The organism is Dyadobacter sp. AC419, assembly GCF_979253085.1.
Map to the genome: position 1 here is coordinate 1 of NZ_CEEDCD010000021.1, position 21152 is coordinate 21152.

18 protein-coding genes and 5 pseudogenes are annotated in these 21152 nt (G+C 44.9%); 21 read left to right on the plus strand and 2 right to left on the minus strand.

Annotated elements, in window-relative coordinates; translation table 11 throughout:
• Nucleotides 1–646, minus strand: a pseudogene (locus AC0IYG_RS18385) (exo-alpha-sialidase); the annotation flags it as partial.
• 261 nt (nt 647–907) lie between these two features.
• Here AC0IYG_RS18385 and AC0IYG_RS18390 point away from each other — a divergent pair.
• The 21 genes and pseudogenes from AC0IYG_RS18390 to AC0IYG_RS18490 all read left to right on the plus strand — a co-directional run.
• A pseudogene (locus tag AC0IYG_RS18390) lies at nt 908–1201 on the plus strand (HYC_CC_PP family protein); the annotation flags it as partial.
• Between the two features lie 8 nt (nt 1202–1209).
• Nucleotides 1210–1308, plus strand: coding sequence for an HYC_CC_PP family protein (locus tag AC0IYG_RS18395; protein ID WP_471712628.1), 99 nt, complete (start codon nt 1210–1212; stop codon nt 1306–1308).
• Nucleotides 1309–1416: 108 nt separating this feature from the next.
• Nucleotides 1417–1998, plus strand: coding sequence for a YncE family protein (locus tag AC0IYG_RS18400; protein ID WP_471712593.1), 582 nt, complete (start codon nt 1417–1419; stop codon nt 1996–1998).
• A gap of 19 nt (nt 1999–2017) precedes the next feature.
• Nucleotides 2018–2485, plus strand: a complete 468-nt coding sequence (locus AC0IYG_RS18405) for a YncE family protein (protein ID WP_471712594.1) — start codon at nt 2018–2020, stop codon at nt 2483–2485.
• A gap of 33 nt (nt 2486–2518) precedes the next feature.
• A complete protein-coding gene (locus tag AC0IYG_RS18410) occupies nt 2519–3070 on the plus strand; it encodes an LURP-one-related/scramblase family protein (RefSeq protein WP_471712595.1) in 552 nt (183 codons plus the stop codon).
• Between the two features lie 35 nt (nt 3071–3105).
• Nucleotides 3106–3771, plus strand: a complete 666-nt coding sequence (locus tag AC0IYG_RS18415; RefSeq protein ID WP_138368451.1) for a DUF2231 domain-containing protein — start codon at nt 3106–3108, stop codon at nt 3769–3771.
• Nucleotides 3772–3806: 35 nt separating this feature from the next.
• The gene (locus AC0IYG_RS18420) at nt 3807–5102 is read left to right on the plus strand and encodes an efflux RND transporter permease subunit (RefSeq protein WP_138368452.1); all 1296 of its coding nucleotides are present in this window, start codon (nt 3807–3809) and stop codon (nt 5100–5102) included.
• Nucleotides 5103–5247: 145 nt separating this feature from the next.
• Nucleotides 5248–6638: pseudogene (locus AC0IYG_RS18425) on the plus strand (efflux RND transporter permease subunit); the annotation flags it as partial.
• A gap of 115 nt (nt 6639–6753) precedes the next feature.
• Complete coding sequence (locus tag AC0IYG_RS18430) at nt 6754–7032, plus strand: efflux RND transporter permease subunit (RefSeq protein ID WP_471712596.1); 279 nt, start codon at nt 6754–6756, stop codon at nt 7030–7032.
• 4 nt (nt 7033–7036) lie between these two features.
• Nucleotides 7037–8272 carry a TolC family protein gene (locus AC0IYG_RS18435; RefSeq protein ID WP_471712597.1) on the plus strand — a complete coding sequence of 412 codons (1236 nt, stop codon included), beginning with the start codon at nt 7037–7039 and terminating at the stop codon, nt 8270–8272.
• Complete coding sequence (locus AC0IYG_RS18440; RefSeq protein WP_138368454.1) at nt 8250–9572, plus strand: heavy metal-binding domain-containing protein; 1323 nt, start codon at nt 8250–8252, stop codon at nt 9570–9572. Before AC0IYG_RS18435 ends, AC0IYG_RS18440 begins: the two co-directional genes overlap by 23 nt.
• 129 nt (nt 9573–9701) lie before the next feature.
• Nucleotides 9702–9758: pseudogene (locus AC0IYG_RS18445) on the plus strand (heavy metal-binding domain-containing protein); the annotation flags it as partial.
• 84 nt (nt 9759–9842) lie between these two features.
• Nucleotides 9843–10793, plus strand: coding sequence for an efflux RND transporter periplasmic adaptor subunit (locus tag AC0IYG_RS18450; protein ID WP_471712629.1), 951 nt, complete (start codon nt 9843–9845; stop codon nt 10791–10793).
• Nucleotides 10794–10823: 30 nt separating this feature from the next.
• Entirely contained in the window at nt 10824–11387 is a 564-nt protein-coding gene (locus tag AC0IYG_RS18455; protein WP_138368456.1) for a DUF3347 domain-containing protein, read from the plus strand.
• A gap of 78 nt (nt 11388–11465) precedes the next feature.
• On the plus strand, nt 11466–13061 hold the full coding sequence (locus AC0IYG_RS18460; RefSeq protein ID WP_471712598.1) for a multicopper oxidase family protein: 1596 nt from the start codon (nt 11466–11468) through the stop codon (nt 13059–13061).
• Between the two features lie 34 nt (nt 13062–13095).
• Complete coding sequence (locus tag AC0IYG_RS18465) at nt 13096–14199, plus strand: multicopper oxidase domain-containing protein (protein ID WP_471712599.1); 1104 nt, start codon at nt 13096–13098, stop codon at nt 14197–14199.
• A 146-nt stretch (nt 14200–14345) separates the two neighbouring features.
• Entirely contained in the window at nt 14346–16412 is a 2067-nt protein-coding gene (locus tag AC0IYG_RS18470; protein ID WP_138368458.1) for a heavy metal translocating P-type ATPase, read from the plus strand.
• Nucleotides 16413–16737: 325 nt separating this feature from the next.
• Nucleotides 16738–19000, plus strand: a pseudogene (locus AC0IYG_RS18475) (heavy metal translocating P-type ATPase).
• A gap of 50 nt (nt 19001–19050) precedes the next feature.
• Nucleotides 19051–19260, plus strand: coding sequence for a heavy-metal-associated domain-containing protein (locus tag AC0IYG_RS18480; RefSeq protein WP_138368460.1), 210 nt, complete (start codon nt 19051–19053; stop codon nt 19258–19260).
• A gap of 98 nt (nt 19261–19358) precedes the next feature.
• Nucleotides 19359–19982 carry a DUF305 domain-containing protein gene (locus AC0IYG_RS18485; RefSeq protein WP_138368461.1) on the plus strand — a complete coding sequence of 208 codons (624 nt, stop codon included), beginning with the start codon at nt 19359–19361 and terminating at the stop codon, nt 19980–19982.
• A gap of 23 nt (nt 19983–20005) precedes the next feature.
• Nucleotides 20006–20350, plus strand: coding sequence for a four-helix bundle copper-binding protein (locus AC0IYG_RS18490; RefSeq protein WP_138368462.1), 345 nt, complete (start codon nt 20006–20008; stop codon nt 20348–20350).
• A 286-nt stretch (nt 20351–20636) separates the two neighbouring features.
• Here AC0IYG_RS18490 and AC0IYG_RS18495 read toward each other — a convergent pair whose 3' ends face one another.
• A complete protein-coding gene (locus AC0IYG_RS18495; RefSeq protein WP_138368463.1) occupies nt 20637–20858 on the minus strand; it encodes a hypothetical protein in 222 nt (73 codons plus the stop codon).
• Nucleotides 20859–21152: the final 294 nt, after the last annotated feature.

Genomic DNA, 21152 nt, shown 5'->3' on the forward strand with positions numbered 1-21152 from the left:
TCATAAAGTCCCCTGTTCCAAGTTTTTGGGCTTTACCAAAATGCTTGCCATTGTCCTTTGAGCTGATCAGGTACATGTTTCGGGCCCCATCGAGCTTATTTCGGAACATAACGTACATACTGCCGTTTTGATCAAAAGAAACGGATGGCTTACAGCAGTCACAAATGCCTTTCTGCTCTCCCTGATAAATTAATTGATTTTTTTCCCAGGTTAATCCGCCATCTTCGGAAAGTGATCCATATAGATTATTGTTGCCCAGCCGCGTATCCAGCCAGACAGTATATACATCGTTGCCCTTACCGGCACCTAGTCCAGAAAGAGCTTCCTTGGCGGTTGTATCCGCATCATTGATTTTCACCGGGGCAGACCATTGATTATCTGAATTGGAAAGTCGCATTGCAAATAAATCACCATGATGGTCACCAACTGTAACAACTGTATAGTCATTTGTTGTTGTGATCTGCGGTCCCCTGCCCATCCCAAGGCCCATTTTGGAAAAGCTGCCTAACTGGGTAGGTTTGGAAAAGGATTTTCCCCCATCATTTGATGATACAAAATACAGGTCCCGCTGATCCCCATTTTTGACTCCATATACAATCCGGACCGTTCCATTTTGATCAATAGCTATTTCTGGCTGACTGCCCATACCTAAATTATATTCAGCATCCGCCCGCCCAGGTTCGGGCAGATCTGTTTGAAAAATCAGAAAGACGGAAGGGCAATCAAAAGTCCGAGCTTTGCTAAAAATATATTCATGGTTGATATTTGCTTAATTTTTACCTAAATTAGTAAGAACTTACAGGTGATATTGGTTAATGCTTGTCAATCCAAAAATTATGTAAGTCTGACCCACAATTGTATAATGAAGTAAGATAAATATTTTCAAGCTTTGCACTTTAAGTCCATCATGAAAAAGCTTACTGTACTTTTCTTGACCTTTCTATACCTGGGTACTGCAACCGGTGTTACCTTACACCTGCATTACTGCATGGGGGAAGTGGTCAATTTGGAGGTTACAAAAGCAGATCAGGGGCACTGTGAAAATTGTGGGATGGATAAAAACAAGTCCACAAAAAACGGGTGCTGCAAAGACGAGTTTAAAAAAGTAAAGACCGACGATTCCTACAAACTGACAGATAATACGCTCAGTAACCCATTGCTTTCTGTGGCAATGTTAAATAAAGGGGTAACATATGATTTTCTGGCAGCATCTTACCCGAATGTTTTTGGACCAGCAATCAAAGTAATGCCCCTCCCCGAAGTAAACCAGTCCCGGTTTATATTCTGCACTGCAGTTATCTGATTTAAAATTTCGTGTCCTTTCTGTGCCAGGCAAATCTATTTGCCGGGCTCTTTGTGTTGCACTCCTGTCAGCACTGATTAATCTTTCTTTCAATTTATTAACACACAAAGTCTATGCTACGCATTACCTATGGCGCAGTGCTGCTGCTTGCTATCACCTCATTTTCTGCCTGTCGTAAACATGTTATGGATGATATGCCCATGGAAGAGAATATCGATTATCCCGCTGCTTATGTGGTCAATGGAGAAGATGCCACGGTTTCTGTGATCCGGCTATCGGATCAAAAAGTTTCCGAGACTTTGGATCTGATGACCGGTTCTATGGGAATGGCAATGTGGCCACATCACATCTATCACCTGCAAAGTTTAGGTGAGCATAGGCTGACTGTTGCAGTTCCTGGAATGGATTTGAGCGCTGGCCATGCAGGAGGCATGGAAGGCATGACAGGGAGGGTGCTTGTTTTGGATGCGGTAAAGGGTACTGTTTTGAAAGATCTGGAAGTACCCGTCATGAACCACAACGCAGTATATTCTCCTGATGGCAAAGAGATCTGGACTTCCCAAATGGAAATGGAAGGAAAAGTGCTTGTCTACGACGCAGCTACCTACTCCTTGAAAAATACAATCCCTGTGGGTATGGAGCCCGCAGAAGTGACATTTTTCTTCAGATGGTTCCAAGGTCTACGTAGCCAATAGTGGCGATGATAATGTCTCAGTGATCAATCCTTCCAGCAAAGCCGTAACAGCAACGATCTCAGTTGGCGACAACCCGGTCGCTGCATGGATAGGTTACGACAGGAAAATGTATGTGGACAACGAAGAAGGCCAAAGCATCAGTGTCATTGATATTGCAACAGATAAGGTTATTCAGACGATCGCGCTTGGTTTTATGCCGGGCAGTGCCGCACATCTAGCTAAAAAAGAAGAATTATGGGTCACCGATCCGGACAATGGAAAGGTGCATTTCTGGAAATGGGACGGCGCTATGAAAGAATGGATGCATGCCGGGGTCTTTGATACTGCGGCTGGCGCACATGCTGTTGGCTTTACCGCGGATGGCAATACGGCTTACGTAACCAATCAAATGGCACAAAGTGTTTCAGTTATCAATACGCTCAGCCATACCAAGATCAAGGATATCGCTGTGGGCAAAAAGCCGAACGGAATCGTATTGAAGCAATGATCAAATATATTTTAACCATAACTAAATAAAACAATGAAACCATTTAATAAAATATCCGCTCTGCTCTTTGTAGCAATCTTTGCCTTCCCTGCTATGCTGCTTGCCCAATCCAATTACAAGCAGCCGATGAGCATTGCCAGAGACGGTATGATCACTGATGCAGGCGGGGCTACCATCGGCTCAGTTACAAAAGACAAGATTGTAAAGGACTACCAGGGTCATAAAGTGGCATTCGTGGATGGAGAAGGCAATTTGGTTGATGCCCATACCAATAAAAAAATGGGACGGATGGGTAAAGATGGGAAAACCTATTACAATGCAAATGGTGAGATATACCTTACCGTAAAAGACAAAGGTGAAACCTGTGAGATTTACGACGCATCAGGGAAGAAGATCGGGGATGTACATTCCAGTTATAAAGGCATGGCTTGCTCGCTGCATTGTTTTGAAAATGGCCTGGATGCCAACATGAAAGAAAAAGCCTGTCTCGACGGCAGCAGCCTATGCCTGCCCAATGCACCCGGAGGTCACTGGAAAAGAAGGGAAGCCTGCTCAAAATGCCATATGAAGCTGGTCAAAAAGTAGGATCTGAGATACATTCATTTTAACAGATATTTCTAATGAAGTCAATTACAAAAGTAGCCCTTCTGCTGACATGCTTGTTGCTGCTGGCTGGTGCATCTTTATTCGCCCACAATGGAAAAAAGCACGGTAAGGCTAAGGTCGACTCGGTCCAGTCGGCTACACCTACACTGCAACACGAGCATGGTGCGCATGATAGCACAGCCATGCAAGCGGCTATGAGCCCGGATAGTGATCATCAGCATGGCCTTGGCGAGTTTCCGACACTGCACCCCTTAGTGGTCCACTTTCCAATCGTTCTTTTGATTGTTGCAGCACTTCTACAATGGGTAGGCCTTTTTTTTTATAAAAAAGAGATCACAACAGTGGCATGGGCACTTTTACTGCTTGGCTTTATCGGCGCTTACGCATCATCGACCTGGTTTCATGCGCATACCGCGCAGCTGGCACCAGCTATTCAAGCTATACTCGAAGAGCATGAGAAGTATGCATCTTACACACAGTGGCTGTCAGGGATAGCCCTGCTGGTACAGTCTGTCAACATATTTTTCCTGAAAAGAAATCTGTGGGTTAACGTTTCTATGGCCATCGTCATGAGTGCAGCCGCATTCTTTGTGGCCTATACCGGTCATCATGGTGCGGAACTGGTCCATAAGCACGGTATTGGGGCAAAAGGCTATTTACTCGAACAACATAATCATTAAATCAGGGCCTGTTAAGGGTAAAATACAGAAATTGTATGGTACATCGCATTATAGGATGGTCGCTACATAACCGGTTCATTGTACTGGTCTTATCGGCAGCACTGCTCATATGGGGCGTGTTTGCCGTTAAGAAAAACCCGATTGACGCCATTCCTGATTTATCGGAAAACCAGGTAATTGTTTTTACCGAGTGGATGGGGCGGGGGCCGCAATTAATTGAAGATCAAATTACGTACCCATTGGTTACCAATCTTCAAGGGCTTCCCAAGATTAAATATGTACGCGGGACTTCCATGTTTGGGATGAGTTTTATCTATGTCATCTTCAATGATGATGTAGACGTATATTGGGGACGTGAGCGCGTTCTGGAGCGGCTGAGTACGGTATCCAGATCGCTGCCAACGGGTGTCAGCCCACAGCTTGGTCCTGATGGAACAGGCGTAGGACATATCCTTTGGTACACGCTGGATGCCCCTGAAATGGATTTAGGCGAACAAAGGGCTTTGCAGGACTGGTATATCAAATTCGCTTTGCAAAATGTGGAAGGGGTAAGCGAAATTGCTTCCTTTGGTGGTTTCCAGAAACAATACCAAATCACGGTAGATCCTAATAAGCTCCTTTACTACCGCTTATCTATACCACAGGTAATGAGCGCGGTCCGCTTGAACAACAATGAATCCGGAGGAAGGAAATTTGAATTAAGTGATATAGGCTACATCATCAAGACGTCTGGGTACCTCCAATCCATCGAGGAAATTGAGAATATACCAATCAAAAACCAAGGCAGTATACCCATCAGGGTTTCTGATATAGCTTCTGTGCAGATGACGGGTGAAACCCGGCTGGGTATTTTTGACCAGGATGGGGAAGGCGAACGGGTAGGCGGCATTGTAGTGATGCGTTACGGTGAAAATGCAGCAGCTGTCATTGAGAAAGTGAAAGCAAAAATGAGCGAAGCTGCCAAAGGGTTTCCGAAAGGTGTAAAATTTGATATTGTTTATGACCGTGGAGAGCTGATCCAGGAATCGGTTGATTCTATCAAGCACACCTTAATAGAGGAAATGATCGTAGTATCACTGGTGGTAATTATTTTTCTTTTTCACTGGCGCAGTGCATTGAGCATCATCATCCAGATTCCCATTACCCTTGCTGCCAGTTTCATTTTACTGAATGCCTTTGGTATCTCATCCAACATCATGTCCTTAACAGGAATTGCCCTGGCTATCGGCGTAATCGTCGACAACGGCATCATTATGAGCGAAAATGCCTATAAGCATCTTTCTCAGCGGTATGAGCAGTGGCAGCAGGAGCAGAAAACAACATCATTATGAAATGGTTTAAGAAAAGAAAAGATAAACGGCCTGAGTGGATCTCTGAACAGGAGCGCCTGGCAATTATTGAAAAATCAAGTAAGCAGGTATCCCGGGGGTGTTTTTTGCAACGGTCATTATTATTACCTCATTTCTTCCCGTATTTATGCTGACAGGGCAGGAAGGTAAGCTATTCCACCCCCTAGCTTATACGAAAACGTTTATTTTGATCGTGGACGCTCTGCTGGTTATTACCCTGGCGCCGGTATTAATATCTTTTATCATGAAAGGCAAGTTCCGGCCCGATCATGCTAACCCTGTAAACAGGATCCTTGAGCGTGTTTATGAGCCGGTCATAAGGGGTGTTTTGAAATGGCGTAAAACCACCCTGGCTATTAACATCATGGCACTTTTGATTACTATACCGCTGCTAGCCAGTCTAGGATCGGAGTTTATGCCGCCGCTGGATGAACAAAGTATCCTTTTTATGCCTATAACGCTGCCAGATATCTCAAATTCGGAAGCCAAAAGAATCCTGCAGGTTCAGGATAAAATCATTAAATCAGTACCTGAGGTTGATAAGGTATTAGGTAAGGCGGGAAGGGCAAGTACTGCCACTGACAATTCCCCGATCAGCATGATTGAGACGATCATCAAACTGAAACCAAAGTCAGAGTGGCGAGCCGGGATTACAAAAAAGATATTATTACCGAGCTTGATGCCAAGCTTCAGATACCGGGCGTGATCAACGGCTGGACACAGCCTATTGTCAACCGGATCAATATGCTTTCAACTGGAATTCGTACAGATGTAGGAATAAAAGTCTATGGCCAGAATCTGGACACCATCGCTAATGTATCTGAAAGGGTCAAAAAAACACTGGAAGGCACAGCAGGTATCAGTGATCTTTACGTAGAGCCAGTAACAGGTGGTAAATACCTGGCTATCAACCCAAGAAGGGAAGATCTTAGCCGTTACGGGCTCAGCGTTGATGATGTAAACCAGGCTGTTGAATTCGCGTTAGGGGGCTCTCCGATCGGGAACACGATCGAAGGTAGAAAGCGGTTTTCTATCAGCGTCAGGCTCGCCCAGAATTACCGTAACAGTGTAGAAACCATCAAAAGGCTTCCGTTGATGTCTGCCTCCATGGGGGAAGTACCCTTGTCAGCCGTAGCTGATGTCGTCTTCGAGAACGGCCCTCCAATGATCGCTTCGGAGAACGCGATGCTTCGTGGCGCGGTATTGTTCAATGTTCGCGACCGGGACCTTGGGGGGACTGTCCAGGAAGCCATAGAAAAGATCAGTAAAACAAATGGCGTACTTCCACCGGGTTATTATTTGGAATGGAGCGGGCAGTATGAAAACCTGATCCGTGGGCAGCAGACGCTTCTGTGGATTGCGCCAATCGTGCTGCTGATCATTTTCTTTTCGCTGTATTTTGCTTTTCATTCCCTTCGGGAAGCATTTTTAAGCCTGATCACAGTCCCTTTTGCTTTGATTGGTGGGGCTTATATGATTTATTTCTGGGGAGTCAACCTCTCTGTGGCAGTAGCGGTGGGCTTCATTGCCCTGTTTGGCATTGCCGTAGAAACCGGTATCGTTATGGTCATCTATCTAAATGATGCCATGCAGCAGCTAGTCAATAAAAAAGGAAACTCTGGTGAATCAATTAATGAAAGAGGACCTGCGCGAGTATGTAATCCATGGGGCCGTAAAACGTCTGCGCCCCAAGCTGATGACCGTGTGTGTATCGCTTTTTGGATTGGTGCCCGTACTTTGGGCGAATGGAGTTGGAACGGATGTGATGCAGCCTATCGTGCTGCCGATGATCGGAGGCGTGCTTACATCATCTACGCACATCTTACTGGTAACACCACTGATATTTTTAATGACAAAGGAGTATGAGCTACGTAAATACGGAAAACTACAAATCCATGATACACAACACTAATTATGTGAAATGGTTAATCGTGTTTCTGCTGCCGCTTACTACCTGGGCACAGCAGCAACCGGTACTTAGGCTAGATACGATTTTACAACGCATTGATAACAATAACCTAATGCTTCAGTCTTATGGACTCAAAGCGGACAGTTACAAACATAGCGGTGATGCAGCTACGGCATGGATGCCTCCCATGATTGGGCTGGGGACTTTTATGACCCCCTACCCCAATCAAATGATCATGGAATCGCGTGATAAGGGAAACCTGATGCTGCAGATTGAGCAGGATATACCTAACCTGTCCAAGCTGAATGCAAAAAGAAGATATATCGCTTCCCAAGGCAATGTCGAAAGGGCCAACCGAGATATTACCCTCAATGCTTATAAGGCCCAGGCAAAGCGGCTTTATTTCAACTGGCTTATTGCCCGGCAGCGTGTAGGTGTACTAGAAGAGAATGAGAAAATCATGGTAATGATGAAGAAGATTGAAGAAGTCAGGTATCCCTATAACCAGTCACAACTCGGAGGGGTTTACCGGGCAGAATCGAAAATCCTGGAAAACCAGAATATGATCCGTATGCAGGAAGGTACTATTGGGAAGGCAAGAGGATGGCTTAATAGCCTCATGAATGTAGCTGGCAACCAATACTTTGAGATTGACACCACGTACATCCCCTCCTTTCGGGCAGCCATGCACTACGATACCGCTTCACTTGCTGAGCTGCGAATGGACGTCTTTAAAATGAATGAAAGTATCAAATCAATGCAGCTGAATATTGAAAGCATGAAACAACAGAAAAAGCCGGATTTTAAAATCCGCTTTGACCATATGTACCCGCTCGACGCAATGATGCCTAATGCTTACAGCGTGATGGGAATGCTTAGTATCCCTATTGCCCCCTGGTCATCTAAAATGTACAAATCCGATATCAAAGGCATGCAGCTCAGCATCCAAGGAATGCAAAAGGAGCGTTCGGCGATGCTGGTAGAAACCCAGGGAATGCTTTATGGCATGCAATCAGAGATCGAGTCTATGCAGACCAGGGTCAGCACGATGCAAGAAAAAATCATCCCGGCCCTTCAAAAGGCGATGGACGCTTACTTTGCCAATTATCAGGAAAATAAAGCGCAGCTGCCTGTTGTGATAGACGCCTGGGAAGCCTTGACAATGATGCAAATGAATGTGCTTGACGAGAAATTGAAATTGTACGAAATGATCGTGGACTATGAGAAAGAACTATATCGGTAGCCTTTTAACGGTACTGTTATTGGCCAGTGTGGTTTTGATGGGCTGTGAAAATAAATCCGAAAAAAGTGGGCATGTGGCCCACGGGGATACAGAGCTGTATACCTGCCCGATGCACCCACAGGTAATCCAGGAAAAACCAGGCAAGTGCCCGATTTGTGGCATGGACCTGGTGGTAAAAGAAACAAATAATGAGTTGGTTGTTGACAGTAGTTTCAATGCTTTGTTAAAGCCAGTAAACGCGCAGGTGATTGCCAGTATCCCTTTGATTAATGCGGAAAGTGGCATGCGTATTTTTTCTGTACAGGCGCAAGGAGTGGTAACTTATGATAGCCGCAGCCAGGTTTCGCTATCATCACGGGTGGGTGGCCGCATTGAAAGGTTACTGATTAAATATAACTATCAGCCTGTCCGAAAAGGGCAATTGGTAATGGAGGTCTATTCTCCGGACCTGGCATCTGCCCAAAGAGAGCTTTTGATGCTCAGTAGTGACGGAAGCAGCCCGGATTTACTGCAAAAAGCCAAACAGCGCCTGATGCTGCTGGGAATAAGCCTTAGGCAAATCGAAGACATTATCAAGTCAGGAAATGTGTTATATAGGGTACCCGTTTACAGCCCGGCCAATGGATATATCCTGGAACAATCAGCCAGTTTGACACAAGCTAGCGCACCTATGGCTGCACCTTCTGGCAATGGTGGTACGGCAATGGATGAAATGGGTGGCAGCACAGCTGCTTCATCGACCCCTACTTCACCATCAGCAGTGTCTTCACCGGTGCTGCTGCGCCCTGGGCAATATATTACTGCCGGGCAGTCCTTATTTACGATTTATACATCCCAAGGGCTGATTGCAGAATTTGCGCTATCGCCTGCTATTTCTTCCCGCATCAAGCCACAACAAAAGCTGCTCTTTTATGCGGGCAATGAGAAGGAAAATATGGTCAGTGGCAAGATTGGATTGATCCAGCCGGTTCTTCGAAGTGGTGAGAGTTTCACCTTGGCCAGGGTCTATCTCAGAGGCAAAAATCTGACGCCCGGGCAACTTCTGACCGCAAGTATTCCCATCGTTTTTCAAAATGGGTTATGGCTCGACAAAAAAGCGGTCTGGCAAACCGGCAGCAAGGCTATTGTATTCAAGCAACAAGGTAAAGTGCTGCTACCCATGCACGTTAAATCCGGCGCAGTTATAGATGGTATGGTACAGATCCTCTCTGATATCCAGGATTGGAAAGTCGCGTCAAACGTATCCTATCTGATCGACAGTGAGAGCTTTATTAAGGATAACAGTATCGTTGAAAATTAAGGATATGAAAAGAAAAGAATTTTTGAGGCTTGCTACTGTCGCCTCTTTTGCTCCGGGGATGTTTCTGACGGCATGCCAAGATGATAAAAAAAGCAAGCCGCCACAGCTGGGCAGAAGACTTATACCTGTCCTATGCATCCGCAAATAATCCAGGACAAACCAGGCAGCTGCCCCATATGTGGCATGGACCTGGTCATTTTTGATAAAAGCAGTAAGGATGCCGCTATCATATTGGGTGAGAGCCAAATAGCATTGGCCAATATAACGACGATGACAGTTGGCAGCGGCCTTTTGTCGAATTCCAAAAGACTTAATGGCCGCCTTGCTGTGAACCCAGATCAAACCGCTGTTGTATCCAGCCGTGCAGCTGGCCGTATCCAGGTGTTGTATGTCAAAGAAACCGGTGTAGCTGTATTGAAAGGACAGCCGCTTTACAAAATATACTCCGAGCAACTTTCTGCACTTCAGCAGGAATATCTGTTGGCACATGCCCAAGTGCAGCAGTTTCCTGCTGATGCTCGCTTCATAGCTATTGAAAAAGCGGCCCGGCAGAAGCTCCGGTTGTATGACCAAAGTGAAGAAGATATCCAGGGCCTAGCGGCAATGCAGAAGCAAGACCCTTTTATCACCTACAGGGCACCAATGAATGGCACTGTCTCAGAGTTATCAGTAACGGAAGGGCAGTATGTGTCTGAGGGCAGCGCGGTGCTGCGCCTTGAAGACTACTCTTCTTTATGGGTCGAAGCCGATATCTATCCAGCAGAAGCGGCAGGCATCCGTACAGGGCAAAAGGTCCAGGTCCAGGTTGCAGGCTGGGAAGACAAACCCCAGCAAATAAGGATCGATTTCATTACACCTGCCATTCAGAGTGGCAGCCAGCTGATGCAGGTCCGGGGCACTATTCCAAACCCAGCGAACCGGTGGCAGCCAGGATTGCAGGCTAATATAATCCTGCAAACCAGTGATATGATTAATGCAATGACTTTGCCTGTCGATGCGGTGATCCGTGACGCAAAAGGAACGCATGTATGGATTGAAACGAAGCCTGGCACTTTCCAGGCACGCATGGTTTTAATCGGCATGCAGAATGCTGACCTGGTTGAAATCAAGGAAGGCATTGCCAAAAATGAAAAGGTGGTTGTTACAGGTGCTTATCTTTTATACAGTGAATATGTATTAAAAAAAGGATCTGACCCAATGGCCCTACATCAACATGAGTAACCAATTTTATTAACTATAAATTTTATTAAGATGAAAAACGTAACCAAATGGGCATTGCCAGTAGCCATAGTAATTGTACTCTCCGCATGCGGCGGTAAAAATGAAGAAAGTAATACCGGTTCCCATCAGGATTCAACGGCCCATGCGCATCATGAAGGCATGGATATGGGCGGTAAAGAAACAAGTAAAGTTATATTGAAAGATGATAAGCTTAATGCAGTCTACCAGCATTACATACACCTGACCACGGCCCTAATCAATTCGGATGCAGCAGAAGCAAAAATTGCTTCCAGCGCCATCGAAGCGGGTATGGGTCAGGTCTCACAAGGGGGTGCGACGGCCAAAATAGCTTCCCAAATTACAGAGGCTAAAGGTATTGAAGCCCAAAGGGTTTTGTATTCCACCCTGAGTGACGAATTTATTCCCCTGGTTAAAAAATCCGGATTGAGCAGTGGAGAACTGTATGTGGATTTTTGCCCGATGGCTAATAAAGATAAAGGCGGATATTGGCTGTCTGCTCAAAAAGAGATTAAAAATCCATATATGGGGGATAAGATGATTTCCTGCGGAGAAGTAAAAGAGACGGTGAATTAACCGGAATGTTTAAAGTCTACCATACCAGGTTCAGGGCATTGCCCTGAACCAATTTTAATGCACCTAACAACACTTCCGATGAAACTAATCACTATACTACTATCAATAATGCCCCTGGTGGGTGTTTTCGCACAACACCAGCATGGTGGTGCTGAATCATCCAAGCCAGCGTTGGCTAAAAAACCCTTTTTGGCAAGCTCAAAAGGGGGAAGGATCGAATACCATTTATATGTAAATGACACAACTGCCAATATTAGCGGCAAACGCAAGGTTTCTGCGCTCGCTATGAATGGGCAAATCCCTGCACCAACCTTAAATTTCACCGAAGGGGACACCGCCGTAATCCATGTTCATAATCTGATGCGCCATGAAACATCGATCCATTGGCATGGTCTGCTGCTGCCCAATAAGGAGGATGGTGTTCCTTATCTGACAACAGCCCCGGTCGAGCCGGGCGGGCAGTACACATTTACCTTTCCCCTTATTCAAAGCGGAACGTTTTGGTACCATTCCCATACCATGCTCCAGGAGCAAAGTGGCTTGTATGGTTCAATCGTAATCCAGCCTAGAAAGAAAACTTATGAAGTAGAGAGGGAGTTTGTGCTTTTGTTGTCGGACTGGACCGATGAAAACCCCCGGCGTGTGCTGAATGCCTTAAAAAGGAATGACCCGGCTAGTGAGTGGTATTCAATTAAAAAAGGGTATGCCCAAAGCCTTGATAAGTTAATACAGCATAAAGGACTGGGCAACAGGCTAAAAAACGGCTGGAAGCGTATGCCGCCCATGGACCTGTCTGATGTTTACTATGCCGCATTTCTGGCAAATGGAAAACGCAAAGAAAGTATTCCGGGTTTAAAACCGGGTGATAAAGTCCGGTTACGTGTCATTAACGGCTCGGCTTCAACCTATTTTTATCTGCACGGCGGGGCAGGAAAACTCGAACTGATCTCCGCGGACGGCATTGACGTAAAGCCGATTAAAGTTGACCGGCTGCTAATGGGGATTGCAGAGACCTACGATTTTCTGCTGACTGTACCAAAAGATAAAACGATGGAGTTCAGGGCAACTGCGCAAGATGTCTCTGGATTTGCTTCCTTGTATTTAGGGAAAGGTGACACCCTGTCTGCGGCACCGATCCCCAGGCCAAACGTTTGGAATATGGATGAAATGATGATGAGCATGGCTGTTAATTTTCCTAATAGAATGAACCATTCAGCAATGGGTGAAACGGATCACAGCAAGATGAACATGGAGCCTTCAAAAAAGAAGGAACCTACTGGGAAACCAGAAAAAGGGCATGAAGGCATGGACATGAATAAAATGGACCATAGCAAAATGAACATGGAACCTTCCCAAAAGAAGGAGCCTGCTACTAAACCTGAAAAGGGGGGTGATGGCATGGACATGAGCAAAATGGACCATAGCAAAATGAACATGGAACCTTCCCAAAAGAAGGAGCCTGCTACTAAACCTGAAAAGGGGGGTGATGGCATGGACATGAATAAAATGGATCACAGCAAAATGAACATGGAGCCTTCCCAAAAGAAGGAACCTGCTACCAAACCAGAGAAAGGTCATGAAGGTATGGACATGAGCAAAATGGACCATAGCAAAATGAACATGGAGCCTTCCCAAAAGAAGGAGCCTGCGGCAAAACCAGAAAAAAAAGGATGAAGGCATGGACATGAACAAAATGGACCACAGCAAAATGAACATGCAGCCTTCCCAGAAGAAGGAGCCTGCGGCAAAACCAGAAAAAGGGCAGGAGGGCATGGACATGAGCAAAATGGATCACAGCAACATGAAAGGCATGGACATGGGTAAAGCCGACTCGCTGACCATATTCAATTATGATTTATTGAGCGCCCAACAGAAAACAACCTTTGACAGCTCCAAGCCTGTTAGGACTGTCCATTTAAAACTGACTGGCAGTATGTACCGTTATGTGTGGTCTATAAATAACAAGGTACTCTCCCAGGCAGATAAGATTGGTATCAAAAAGGGCGAAGTTGTCAGGTTTGAGCTCGAAAATACCACAATGATGAACCACCCTATGCACTTGCATGGCCATTATTTCAGGGTGCTTAATAAAAACGGCGATTTTTCTCCTTTAAAACATACACTGGATGTTCCTCCAATGACAAGCATTACGATAGAGTTCGATGCAACTGAAGAGAAGGATTGGTTTTTTCACTGCCACATACTTTATCACATGATGAGTGGCATGGCGCGTATCGTAGAATATCAGGGAAGTACCCGTGATACTTCACTGGCCAGATACCCTCTCAACAAGTTACTGAAAGAGGACAAGATGTGGTTTTTTTACGGAAGCATTGCCGCCAAATCACACATGGCCGAAGCCCGTGCCAATTTTATTAATAAAAGCAATGCCATCCGCTTTGAAGGAAATTATAACTACGGGTCGCAATATGAGGCCAATATCAGTTATGAACGGTACATTGGAGACTGGCTGCGGCCTTATATTGGCTTTGGTGCTGTAAAACAGCGGTATTACAATATATTCAACGGGGAGCAAACATTTGCGCAGGATTTTGACTTGCCTGTGATTGGAGTCCGGTATACCCTGCCATTTTTCATCGATGCTGATCTGCGTGTAAATTCAAAAGGACGTGTAAGGTTTGCACTTGAAGGGGAAGAATGGCTGCTGCCCAAACTTTTTTTTAACTGGCGTATCAATACAGATAGAGAATACCATTTGGATCTGGAATATATGCTTGGTAAATACATTTCCCTATCCGGAGGCTATGATTCCAGGTACAAACTGGGTGGGGGCTTGCTACTAAGGTTCTAATCAAATGGAATACGTAATATTTCATTGTGTCATGGTTTTTTTCAAAATCTACACTACGATGCCAAGATTTTAAGGAGCTGACCATAAGATGTTTGCTGTTGGCTCAAAGTGCGTTTTTATGCCAGTTTTAAAACAAAATTAAACCGATGGAAAATCACCATAACCACGAGCATCATCCGAAGAAGCCGGCGGAAAGCATGCATTCTATACCGGAATCTGCTGATCAGCAGCATGCCCCTACACCGCAAAATGATGAGCATGCAGGCCATGACAAACATGCAGGGCATCACACAGAAGATTTTTTAAAACGCTTCTGGATCTGTATGGCCATCACTGTGCCTATTTTGTTGTTATCGCATATGATCCAGCAGATGGCCGGAATCGACTGGACCTTTCCCGGTGACCAGTATGTGCTTTTGGCACTTAGCACTGTCATCTACTTTTATGGAGGTTGGCCGTTTCTGACAGGCCTTATCAGGGAGCTTAAAAGTAAAAATTTGGGCATGATGACCCTGGTTGCAGTAGCTATAACAACTGCTTATGTGTACAGTGTGGCCGTGGTTTTCGGACTGGAAGGGATGGACTTCTTTTGGGAGCTTGCCACCCTGATTGATATCATGCTGATTGGTCATTGGCTGGAAATGAAATCCCAGATGGCTGCTTCGCAAGCCCTGGAATCGCTGGTCGCTTTGCTGCCTTCAATGGTGCATCTCGAAAAAGACAACCAGGTAACAGACATCCCTTTAAAAGACCTTCGCAGTGGTGATGTATTGCTTGTTAAACCCGGAGAAAAGATACCAGCCGATGGTGTGATTTTGGAAGGCAGTTCCTATGTGAATGAGAGTATGCTGACCGGGGAAAGCGTTCCGGTGCAGAAAAAGAAAGATGATAAAGCAATTGGAGGCGCGATTAATAGCGATGGAGTCCTAAAAATCCATGTTACCGGTGCAGGGGATGACACCTACCTGCAAAAGGTAATCAGCATGGTCAAGACGGCGCAAAGTACCAAATCCAATACGCAGAACCTGGCTGATAAGGTTGCCAAATGGTTAACGTTGGTTTCCATTACTGTTGGGGTGGTCACTTTTATTGTCTGGTATACAAACGGCCAGGATCTGGCATTTGCTTTGGAACGAATGGTTACGGTTATGGTGACTTCCTGCCCGCATGCACTAGGGGTTGCGATCCCATTGGTTATTGCTATTTCAACAACGCTTTCAGCAACGCATGGCCTTTTAATCCGGAACCGTACCGCTTTTGAGAATGCCCGCAAGCTTACAACTATTATTTTTGATAAAACCGGCACACTTACCAAAGGCTCCCATGAAATTCAGCAGATCATACCCATTGGAGATCAGTTTTCATCCGATCAGATATTGCAATATGCGGCGGCAATTCAGCAAAACTCCGAACACCATATTGCACATGGGGTCATGCGCAAGCTAAAAGAGAAAGGATTAGAGCTGTGGGCTTCTACCGATTTCAACTACATGCAGGGTATTGGCGTAACAGGTACAGTAAACGGAAAAAAAGTAGTGGCTGCCGGCCCCAATTATTTTGAACAGGAAAACAACCCTGTGCCTGCTATTCCGGATCAGGTAGACCAGGCGACCGACACAGTAAACTTTATTCTTATCGACGGTAAACCGGTAGGCCTGATCACATTTGCGGATAGTATCAGGGAAAGCGCAGCACAGGCCGTTGCTGAGCTAAAAAAGATGAATATTAAAACCTTTCTTTTGACCGGTGATAATGAGAAAATAGCGGAAGCGGTCAGTAGAAAGCTGAACATGGATGGGTATCTGGCTAATGTGTTGCCCCATCAAAAGCAGGATAAGGTTAAGGAATTTCAAGATAAGGGAGAGATTGTTGCCATGACTGGTGATGGTGTAAATGATGCGCCCGCACTCGCACAGGCCGATGTTGGCATTGCCGTTGGTTCGGGGACCGATGTGGCAGCTGAAACCGCCGATATTATCCTGGTAAACAGCGACCCTATGGATGTAGTACAAATGATCACCTTCGGTAGGGCTACTTACAGAAAAATGGTACAAAACCTGGCTTGGGCAATCGGTTATAACGTCATAGCAATCCCGTTGGCTGCCGGTGTGCTATATCCCTCTTTTATGTTAAGCCCTGCGATGGGAGCAGTCCTGATGAGTGCATCCACGATCGTGGTTGCCATTAATGCAAAGCTACTTAGGGTAAATTAAATGCTATGGTTATGACAAATCAACAATTTGATGAGTTTGTTAAGAACAGGCTGGAATCTTTCCGGCCTGTTTACCTGTGTAGGGACTGGCTTGATTTAAATGAGCGGCTGGAAAGAAGGAACAAAATACCAAAAGTCTTTTTATACAGCCGGTCGAAATAAACGCAATCGGTCAAGATAAGATCAGCCACCACTTTCTCAGTAAGTTGGCTGCACTAAACGTCTTCTGATGAAGTTGAATTCACAAAAATATGCACACCTAATAGCTAATTGTGTAATAAAATCTTATGTGCTTCAGCTTAGTTTTGTATAAATAAATCAAGACAATGGAAGCACTTATTTCAGATAATTCAAGCATTAAAAAAGCTTCGGATAAATATATAAAGAAAACCTTTCCGGTCCTTGGAATGACCTGCGCGGCCTGCGCGGTAAGTGTGGAAAGCATGCTTAAATCCGCCAAGGGAGTCCACGATGCTGGCGTTAATTATGCCAATCAGACAGCTTGGGCTGAATATGACCAGACCGTTAAGCCTGTTGACTTACAGAATCTAATCCGCTCTGTTGGTTACGATCTGATTGTTGATTCGCAAGACCCACAGCAAGAGCAGCAAGATGCTCAGCTCAGTCACTATAAGCAGTTAAAAAGACGTACGCTCTGGGCTGCCCTTCTTTCTTTTCCGATTGTCGTAATTGGGATGTTCTTTATGGACGCGCTGCCTTACGGCAACTGGATTATGATGGCCCTTTCAGCGCCAGTGGTATTTTATCTTGGACGAAGCTTTTTTATGAATGCCTTCAAGCAGGCCACGCATGGAAAAGCCAATATGGATACCCTGGTGGCGCTAAGTACTGGGATTGCTTTTGTGTTTAGTGCCTTTAACACCATCTATCCTGAATTCTGGCATAACAGGGGCTTGCATGCTCACGTATATTATGAAGCAGCAGCTGTTGTCATTGCATTTATTTCCCTTGGAAAACTATTGGAAGAAAAGGCAAAGTCCAATACTTCGTCTGCGATAAAGAAATTGATAGGCTTGCAACCTAAAACGGTCAGGGCTATTGTCAATGGTGTAGAGCAGGAAATATCAATCGCGGCAGTAAAGGTTGGTGATATCCTGCTGGTCAGGCCTGGCGAAAAAATCCCGGTTGATGGAGTTGTGACAGATGGAAGCTCATTTGTGGATGAAAGCATGATCAGCGGGGAGCCCGTGGCAGTGGAAAAAAGCCAGGGAGAACAAGTATTTGCAGGGACAATTAATCAGAAGGGTAGCTTTCAATTTAAAGCCCAGAAAGTAGGGGGTGATACAATCCTTGCCCAGATTATCAGGATGGTCCAGGACGCTCAGGGAAGTAAAGCTCCGGTTCAAAAGCTTGTGGACAAGATAGCCGGTATATTCGTGCCAGTCGTGATCGGTGTTGCTGCGCTGACTTTTCTGACCTGGATGCTGGTTGGATCAGAAAACGCTTTTACACATGCATTACTTACTTCTGTGACAGTGCTGGTAATTGCGTGCCCGTGCGCCCTTGGGCTTGCAACACCTACCGCAATCATGGTAGGTATTGGAAAAGGCGCAGAAAATAACATCCTAATTAAAGATGCCGAAAGCTCTTGAGCTAGGCCATAAGGTAAATGCGGTTATTCTGGATAAAACAGGCACAATTACTGAGGGCAAGCCCATTGTCACAGACATTTCTTGGAATGTAATAAACGGTGATCAAAGGTTATACAAACAAATCTTGCATGCTATGGAGGCTCAATCTGAGCATCCATTAGCAGAAGCGGTAGTTGTTAGCCTCAAAGAAGATAGTTTCGAAGCCCTGCGTTTGGAGAAATTTGAAAGTATAACCGGTTTGGGAGTAAGCTCATTTTATCAGGGGACCCGGTATTTTATCGGCAATCGCAAACTAATGGAGCTAAATACAATCAGCATAAACAATCAACTTTCCCTTGAAGCAGAACAATGGCAGCACCAGGCCAAAACGGTAATTTTCTTTGCAGACTCCAAGCAGGTACTAGCCATCATAGCCATTGCCGATAAAATCAAACTTACTTCACGTCAGGCCATTGAAACGCTGCAAAACCGCGGCATTCAGGTTTATATGCTTACTGGTGACAATAAACAAACGGCAGCTGCGGTAGCAGAGCAGGTAGGTTTGAAACACTACAGAGCAGACGTAATGCCTTCACAAAAAGCAGAGTTCGTAAAACAGCTGCAAGCAGAAGGAAAAATTGTAGCCATGGTTGGCGACGGGATCAATGACAGTCATGCCCTGGCGCAGGCAGATGTTAGCATTGCCATGGGCAAAGGATCAGACATTGCTATGGACGTAGCAAAGATGACACTAATTACATCTGATTTGAACATGGTGCCCAAAGCATTACGGCTTTCAGCTAAAACAGTTAAAACTATAAAACAGAATCTTTTCTGGGCCTTTATCTACAACCTGATCGGTATACCTCTTGCAGCAGGTCTGTTGTATCCTGTCAACGGCTTCTTACTGGATCCAATGATTGCAGGAGCAGCAATGGCGCTTAGTTCAGTTTCTGTTGTAAGCAATAGTTTGAGATTGAAAGCAGCAAAACTTTAGTATTTATAAGCAAGTTTAGTAGTGTGATTATATAATTCAAATAACAACCAATGGAATCTTTAAAATTTAAAACTAATATCAAATGTGGTGGATGTGTAGCAAAAGTCACACCAGGCTTAAATGAAACCGCCGGGGTCGATCAATGGGAAGTGGATATCAACAATCCGGAAAAAATCCTGACTGTAAATAGTGACGGTAACGGAGATCAAATCATCTCAGCTGTGAAGGATGCGGGTTTTGTGATTGAGAAGATCGACTAACCCTATTATCAATATCCAGGCGCTGTTGGCATAGTTGTTTTAAAGTTATGGGGCTGATCGGAAACTCATATTAACTCTTAATTTAAAATGACAAACCCATGAAACCAGCGTACAAAATTCTAGGGCTTGCGGCCATGATGGCCTTTTCAACTGCATGCTCCGATGACGATGATGACAACAAAATTGCCATCCAGGCTCATGACGATAATCAAATGATGACCGTTATGCACGACATGATGGATGAGATGCAAACCATGAAGCCCACCCAGGATCCTGATATTGATTTTGCTGCCATGATGAAAATGCATCATATGGGTGCCATTGATATGGCCAAACTGGAATTAGCATCTGGAAGCAACAGCGAAATGAAAGCCAAAGCACAAGCGATCATCGATGCACAACAAAAAGAAATAGCTCAGCTAGATTCGTTTTTGACCAAGGCTACACCTACAACCATGAACATGGACTTCCATATGAAAATGATGGAGGGAATGGACCGGATGGGAAAACAATCTGATCTGCAAATCATCAACGGCAACATAGATCAGGACTTTGCCACATTGATGATAGAACATCACAAAAGCGCCACTGAGATGGCACAGATGCACTTATCGATGGGCAAGAACGCAGATCTTAAAGAAATGTCTTCTATGATCATCCAGGAGCAGAACAAAGAAATAGCCGATTTCCAGACCTGGCTATTGGCTAACAGAAATAACTAATCACCAATCTAACCTTAAATTTTATGGCACATCAACAATTTAAAGAATGTATCGATGCCTGCGTGGCATGCGCTATTGCTTGCAGCCACTGCGCGACTGAATGTTTAAAAGAAGAGCAGGTAGAACATATGGCAAGGTGCATCCAGCTTGATTTAGAGTGCGCTGCTATCTGCCGAAGTGCAGCTGAAGTGATGAGCCTTGGTAGCAGTTTTAGTGCGCATCTATGCCGGGTTTGTGCAGACGCTTGTAATGCGTGTGCCGATGAATGTGAAAAACACGCAGAGATGGGTATGGATCATTGCCGTGAGTGTGCAGAAGCTTGCCGGAACTGCGCCCAGGCTTGTGAAAAAATGGCTACGTCAGTTTAAAGTACTGGAAAATAGTAAATACAGCGACTATGTAATTTGGCTAAATTGACCAGAGTACACAGTTGCTGTAATTATTGGGCTGGCGTTATTTTCATACCAATAAATGACAAAACGAAAGCATAATGCTGTCATAAAATCTTAGTTAACTGCTACCAACAATGCAAGGTGCAGTTTACAATCTTTGACCAGATCAAAAAACTTGCAACAAGTTTATCGAAATACAGAATGAGGTAAAAAAAATGAGAGTGTCTACAAGACACACCCCCATTTTTCTGAAATTAAAAAATCATGAAATTGGATCACTATGACCTTGCTCATGACTTTGAATATGATGTTCGGCTGCAGCGTTTGCATGGTGGTCTGCCAAAGTATGGTGACCAAAAGCCAAATAAGCTTCATGTGCTTCTTGCTCGTGCTCCCCCGATTCATGCAGCTGTTGAGCCTTTTGATGGTGCTTGGCAGCCTCACCAAAATGGTAAGCTGCTTCTTTATGATGATTATGTTCCATGAGATATAAGTTTTAAGGCTGTAGCTAAAAAACTATGCCCAAACAAAGAATCTCTATTGCCGTAACTTAGCTTGAAGTGGTAGCAAAATAACATTTGGCAGTAAACGCAATTTCACGGGTATGACTGTTCAAAAGTTTAAAAATAATATTCGGTGGAAGCTGCCTCCAAGGAACTTTGGTAGTGAGAGAAACCCGCAATAAAAACTATTGGGTGAGTGAGCAAACAGAACTCCTGCCATCAGGGTGAACTCTTCACAGATGATAGCTCAGTATGGCCTGACTCTCGTCAAGATT

Bases quoted from the DNA above. Each gene is read 5' to 3' on its own strand.
- AC0IYG_RS18420 (WP_138368452.1), top strand. From the start codon at position 3,807: ATGGTACATCGCATTATAGGATGGTCGCTACATAACCGGTTCATTGTA.
- AC0IYG_RS18400 (WP_471712593.1), top strand. From the start codon at position 1,417: ATGCTACGCATTACCTATGGCGCAGTGCTGCTGCTTGCTATCACCTCA.
- AC0IYG_RS18480 (WP_138368460.1), top strand. From the start codon at position 19,051: ATGGAATCTTTAAAATTTAAAACTAATATCAAATGTGGTGGATGTGTA.
- AC0IYG_RS18490 (WP_138368462.1), top strand. From the start codon at position 20,006: ATGGCACATCAACAATTTAAAGAATGTATCGATGCCTGCGTGGCATGC.
- AC0IYG_RS18485 (WP_138368461.1), top strand. From the start codon at position 19,359: ATGAAACCAGCGTACAAAATTCTAGGGCTTGCGGCCATGATGGCCTTT.
- AC0IYG_RS18470 (WP_138368458.1), top strand. From the start codon at position 14,346: ATGGAAAATCACCATAACCACGAGCATCATCCGAAGAAGCCGGCGGAA.
- AC0IYG_RS18440 (WP_138368454.1), top strand. From the start codon at position 8,250: ATGAGAAAGAACTATATCGGTAGCCTTTTAACGGTACTGTTATTGGCC.
- AC0IYG_RS18415 (WP_138368451.1), top strand. From the start codon at position 3,106: ATGAAGTCAATTACAAAAGTAGCCCTTCTGCTGACATGCTTGTTGCTG.
- AC0IYG_RS18460 (WP_471712598.1), top strand. From the start codon at position 11,466: ATGAAACTAATCACTATACTACTATCAATAATGCCCCTGGTGGGTGTT.
- AC0IYG_RS18430 (WP_471712596.1), top strand. From the start codon at position 6,754: ATGAAAGAGGACCTGCGCGAGTATGTAATCCATGGGGCCGTAAAACGT.
- AC0IYG_RS18465 (WP_471712599.1), top strand. From the start codon at position 13,096: ATGAACATGCAGCCTTCCCAGAAGAAGGAGCCTGCGGCAAAACCAGAA.
- AC0IYG_RS18450 (WP_471712629.1), top strand. From the start codon at position 9,843: ATGACAGTTGGCAGCGGCCTTTTGTCGAATTCCAAAAGACTTAATGGC.
- AC0IYG_RS18495 (WP_138368463.1), bottom strand. From the start codon at position 20,858: ATGGAACATAATCATCATAAAGAAGCAGCTTACCATTTTGGTGAGGCT.
- AC0IYG_RS18455 (WP_138368456.1), top strand. From the start codon at position 10,824: ATGAAAAACGTAACCAAATGGGCATTGCCAGTAGCCATAGTAATTGTA.
- AC0IYG_RS18410 (WP_471712595.1), top strand. From the start codon at position 2,519: ATGAAACCATTTAATAAAATATCCGCTCTGCTCTTTGTAGCAATCTTT.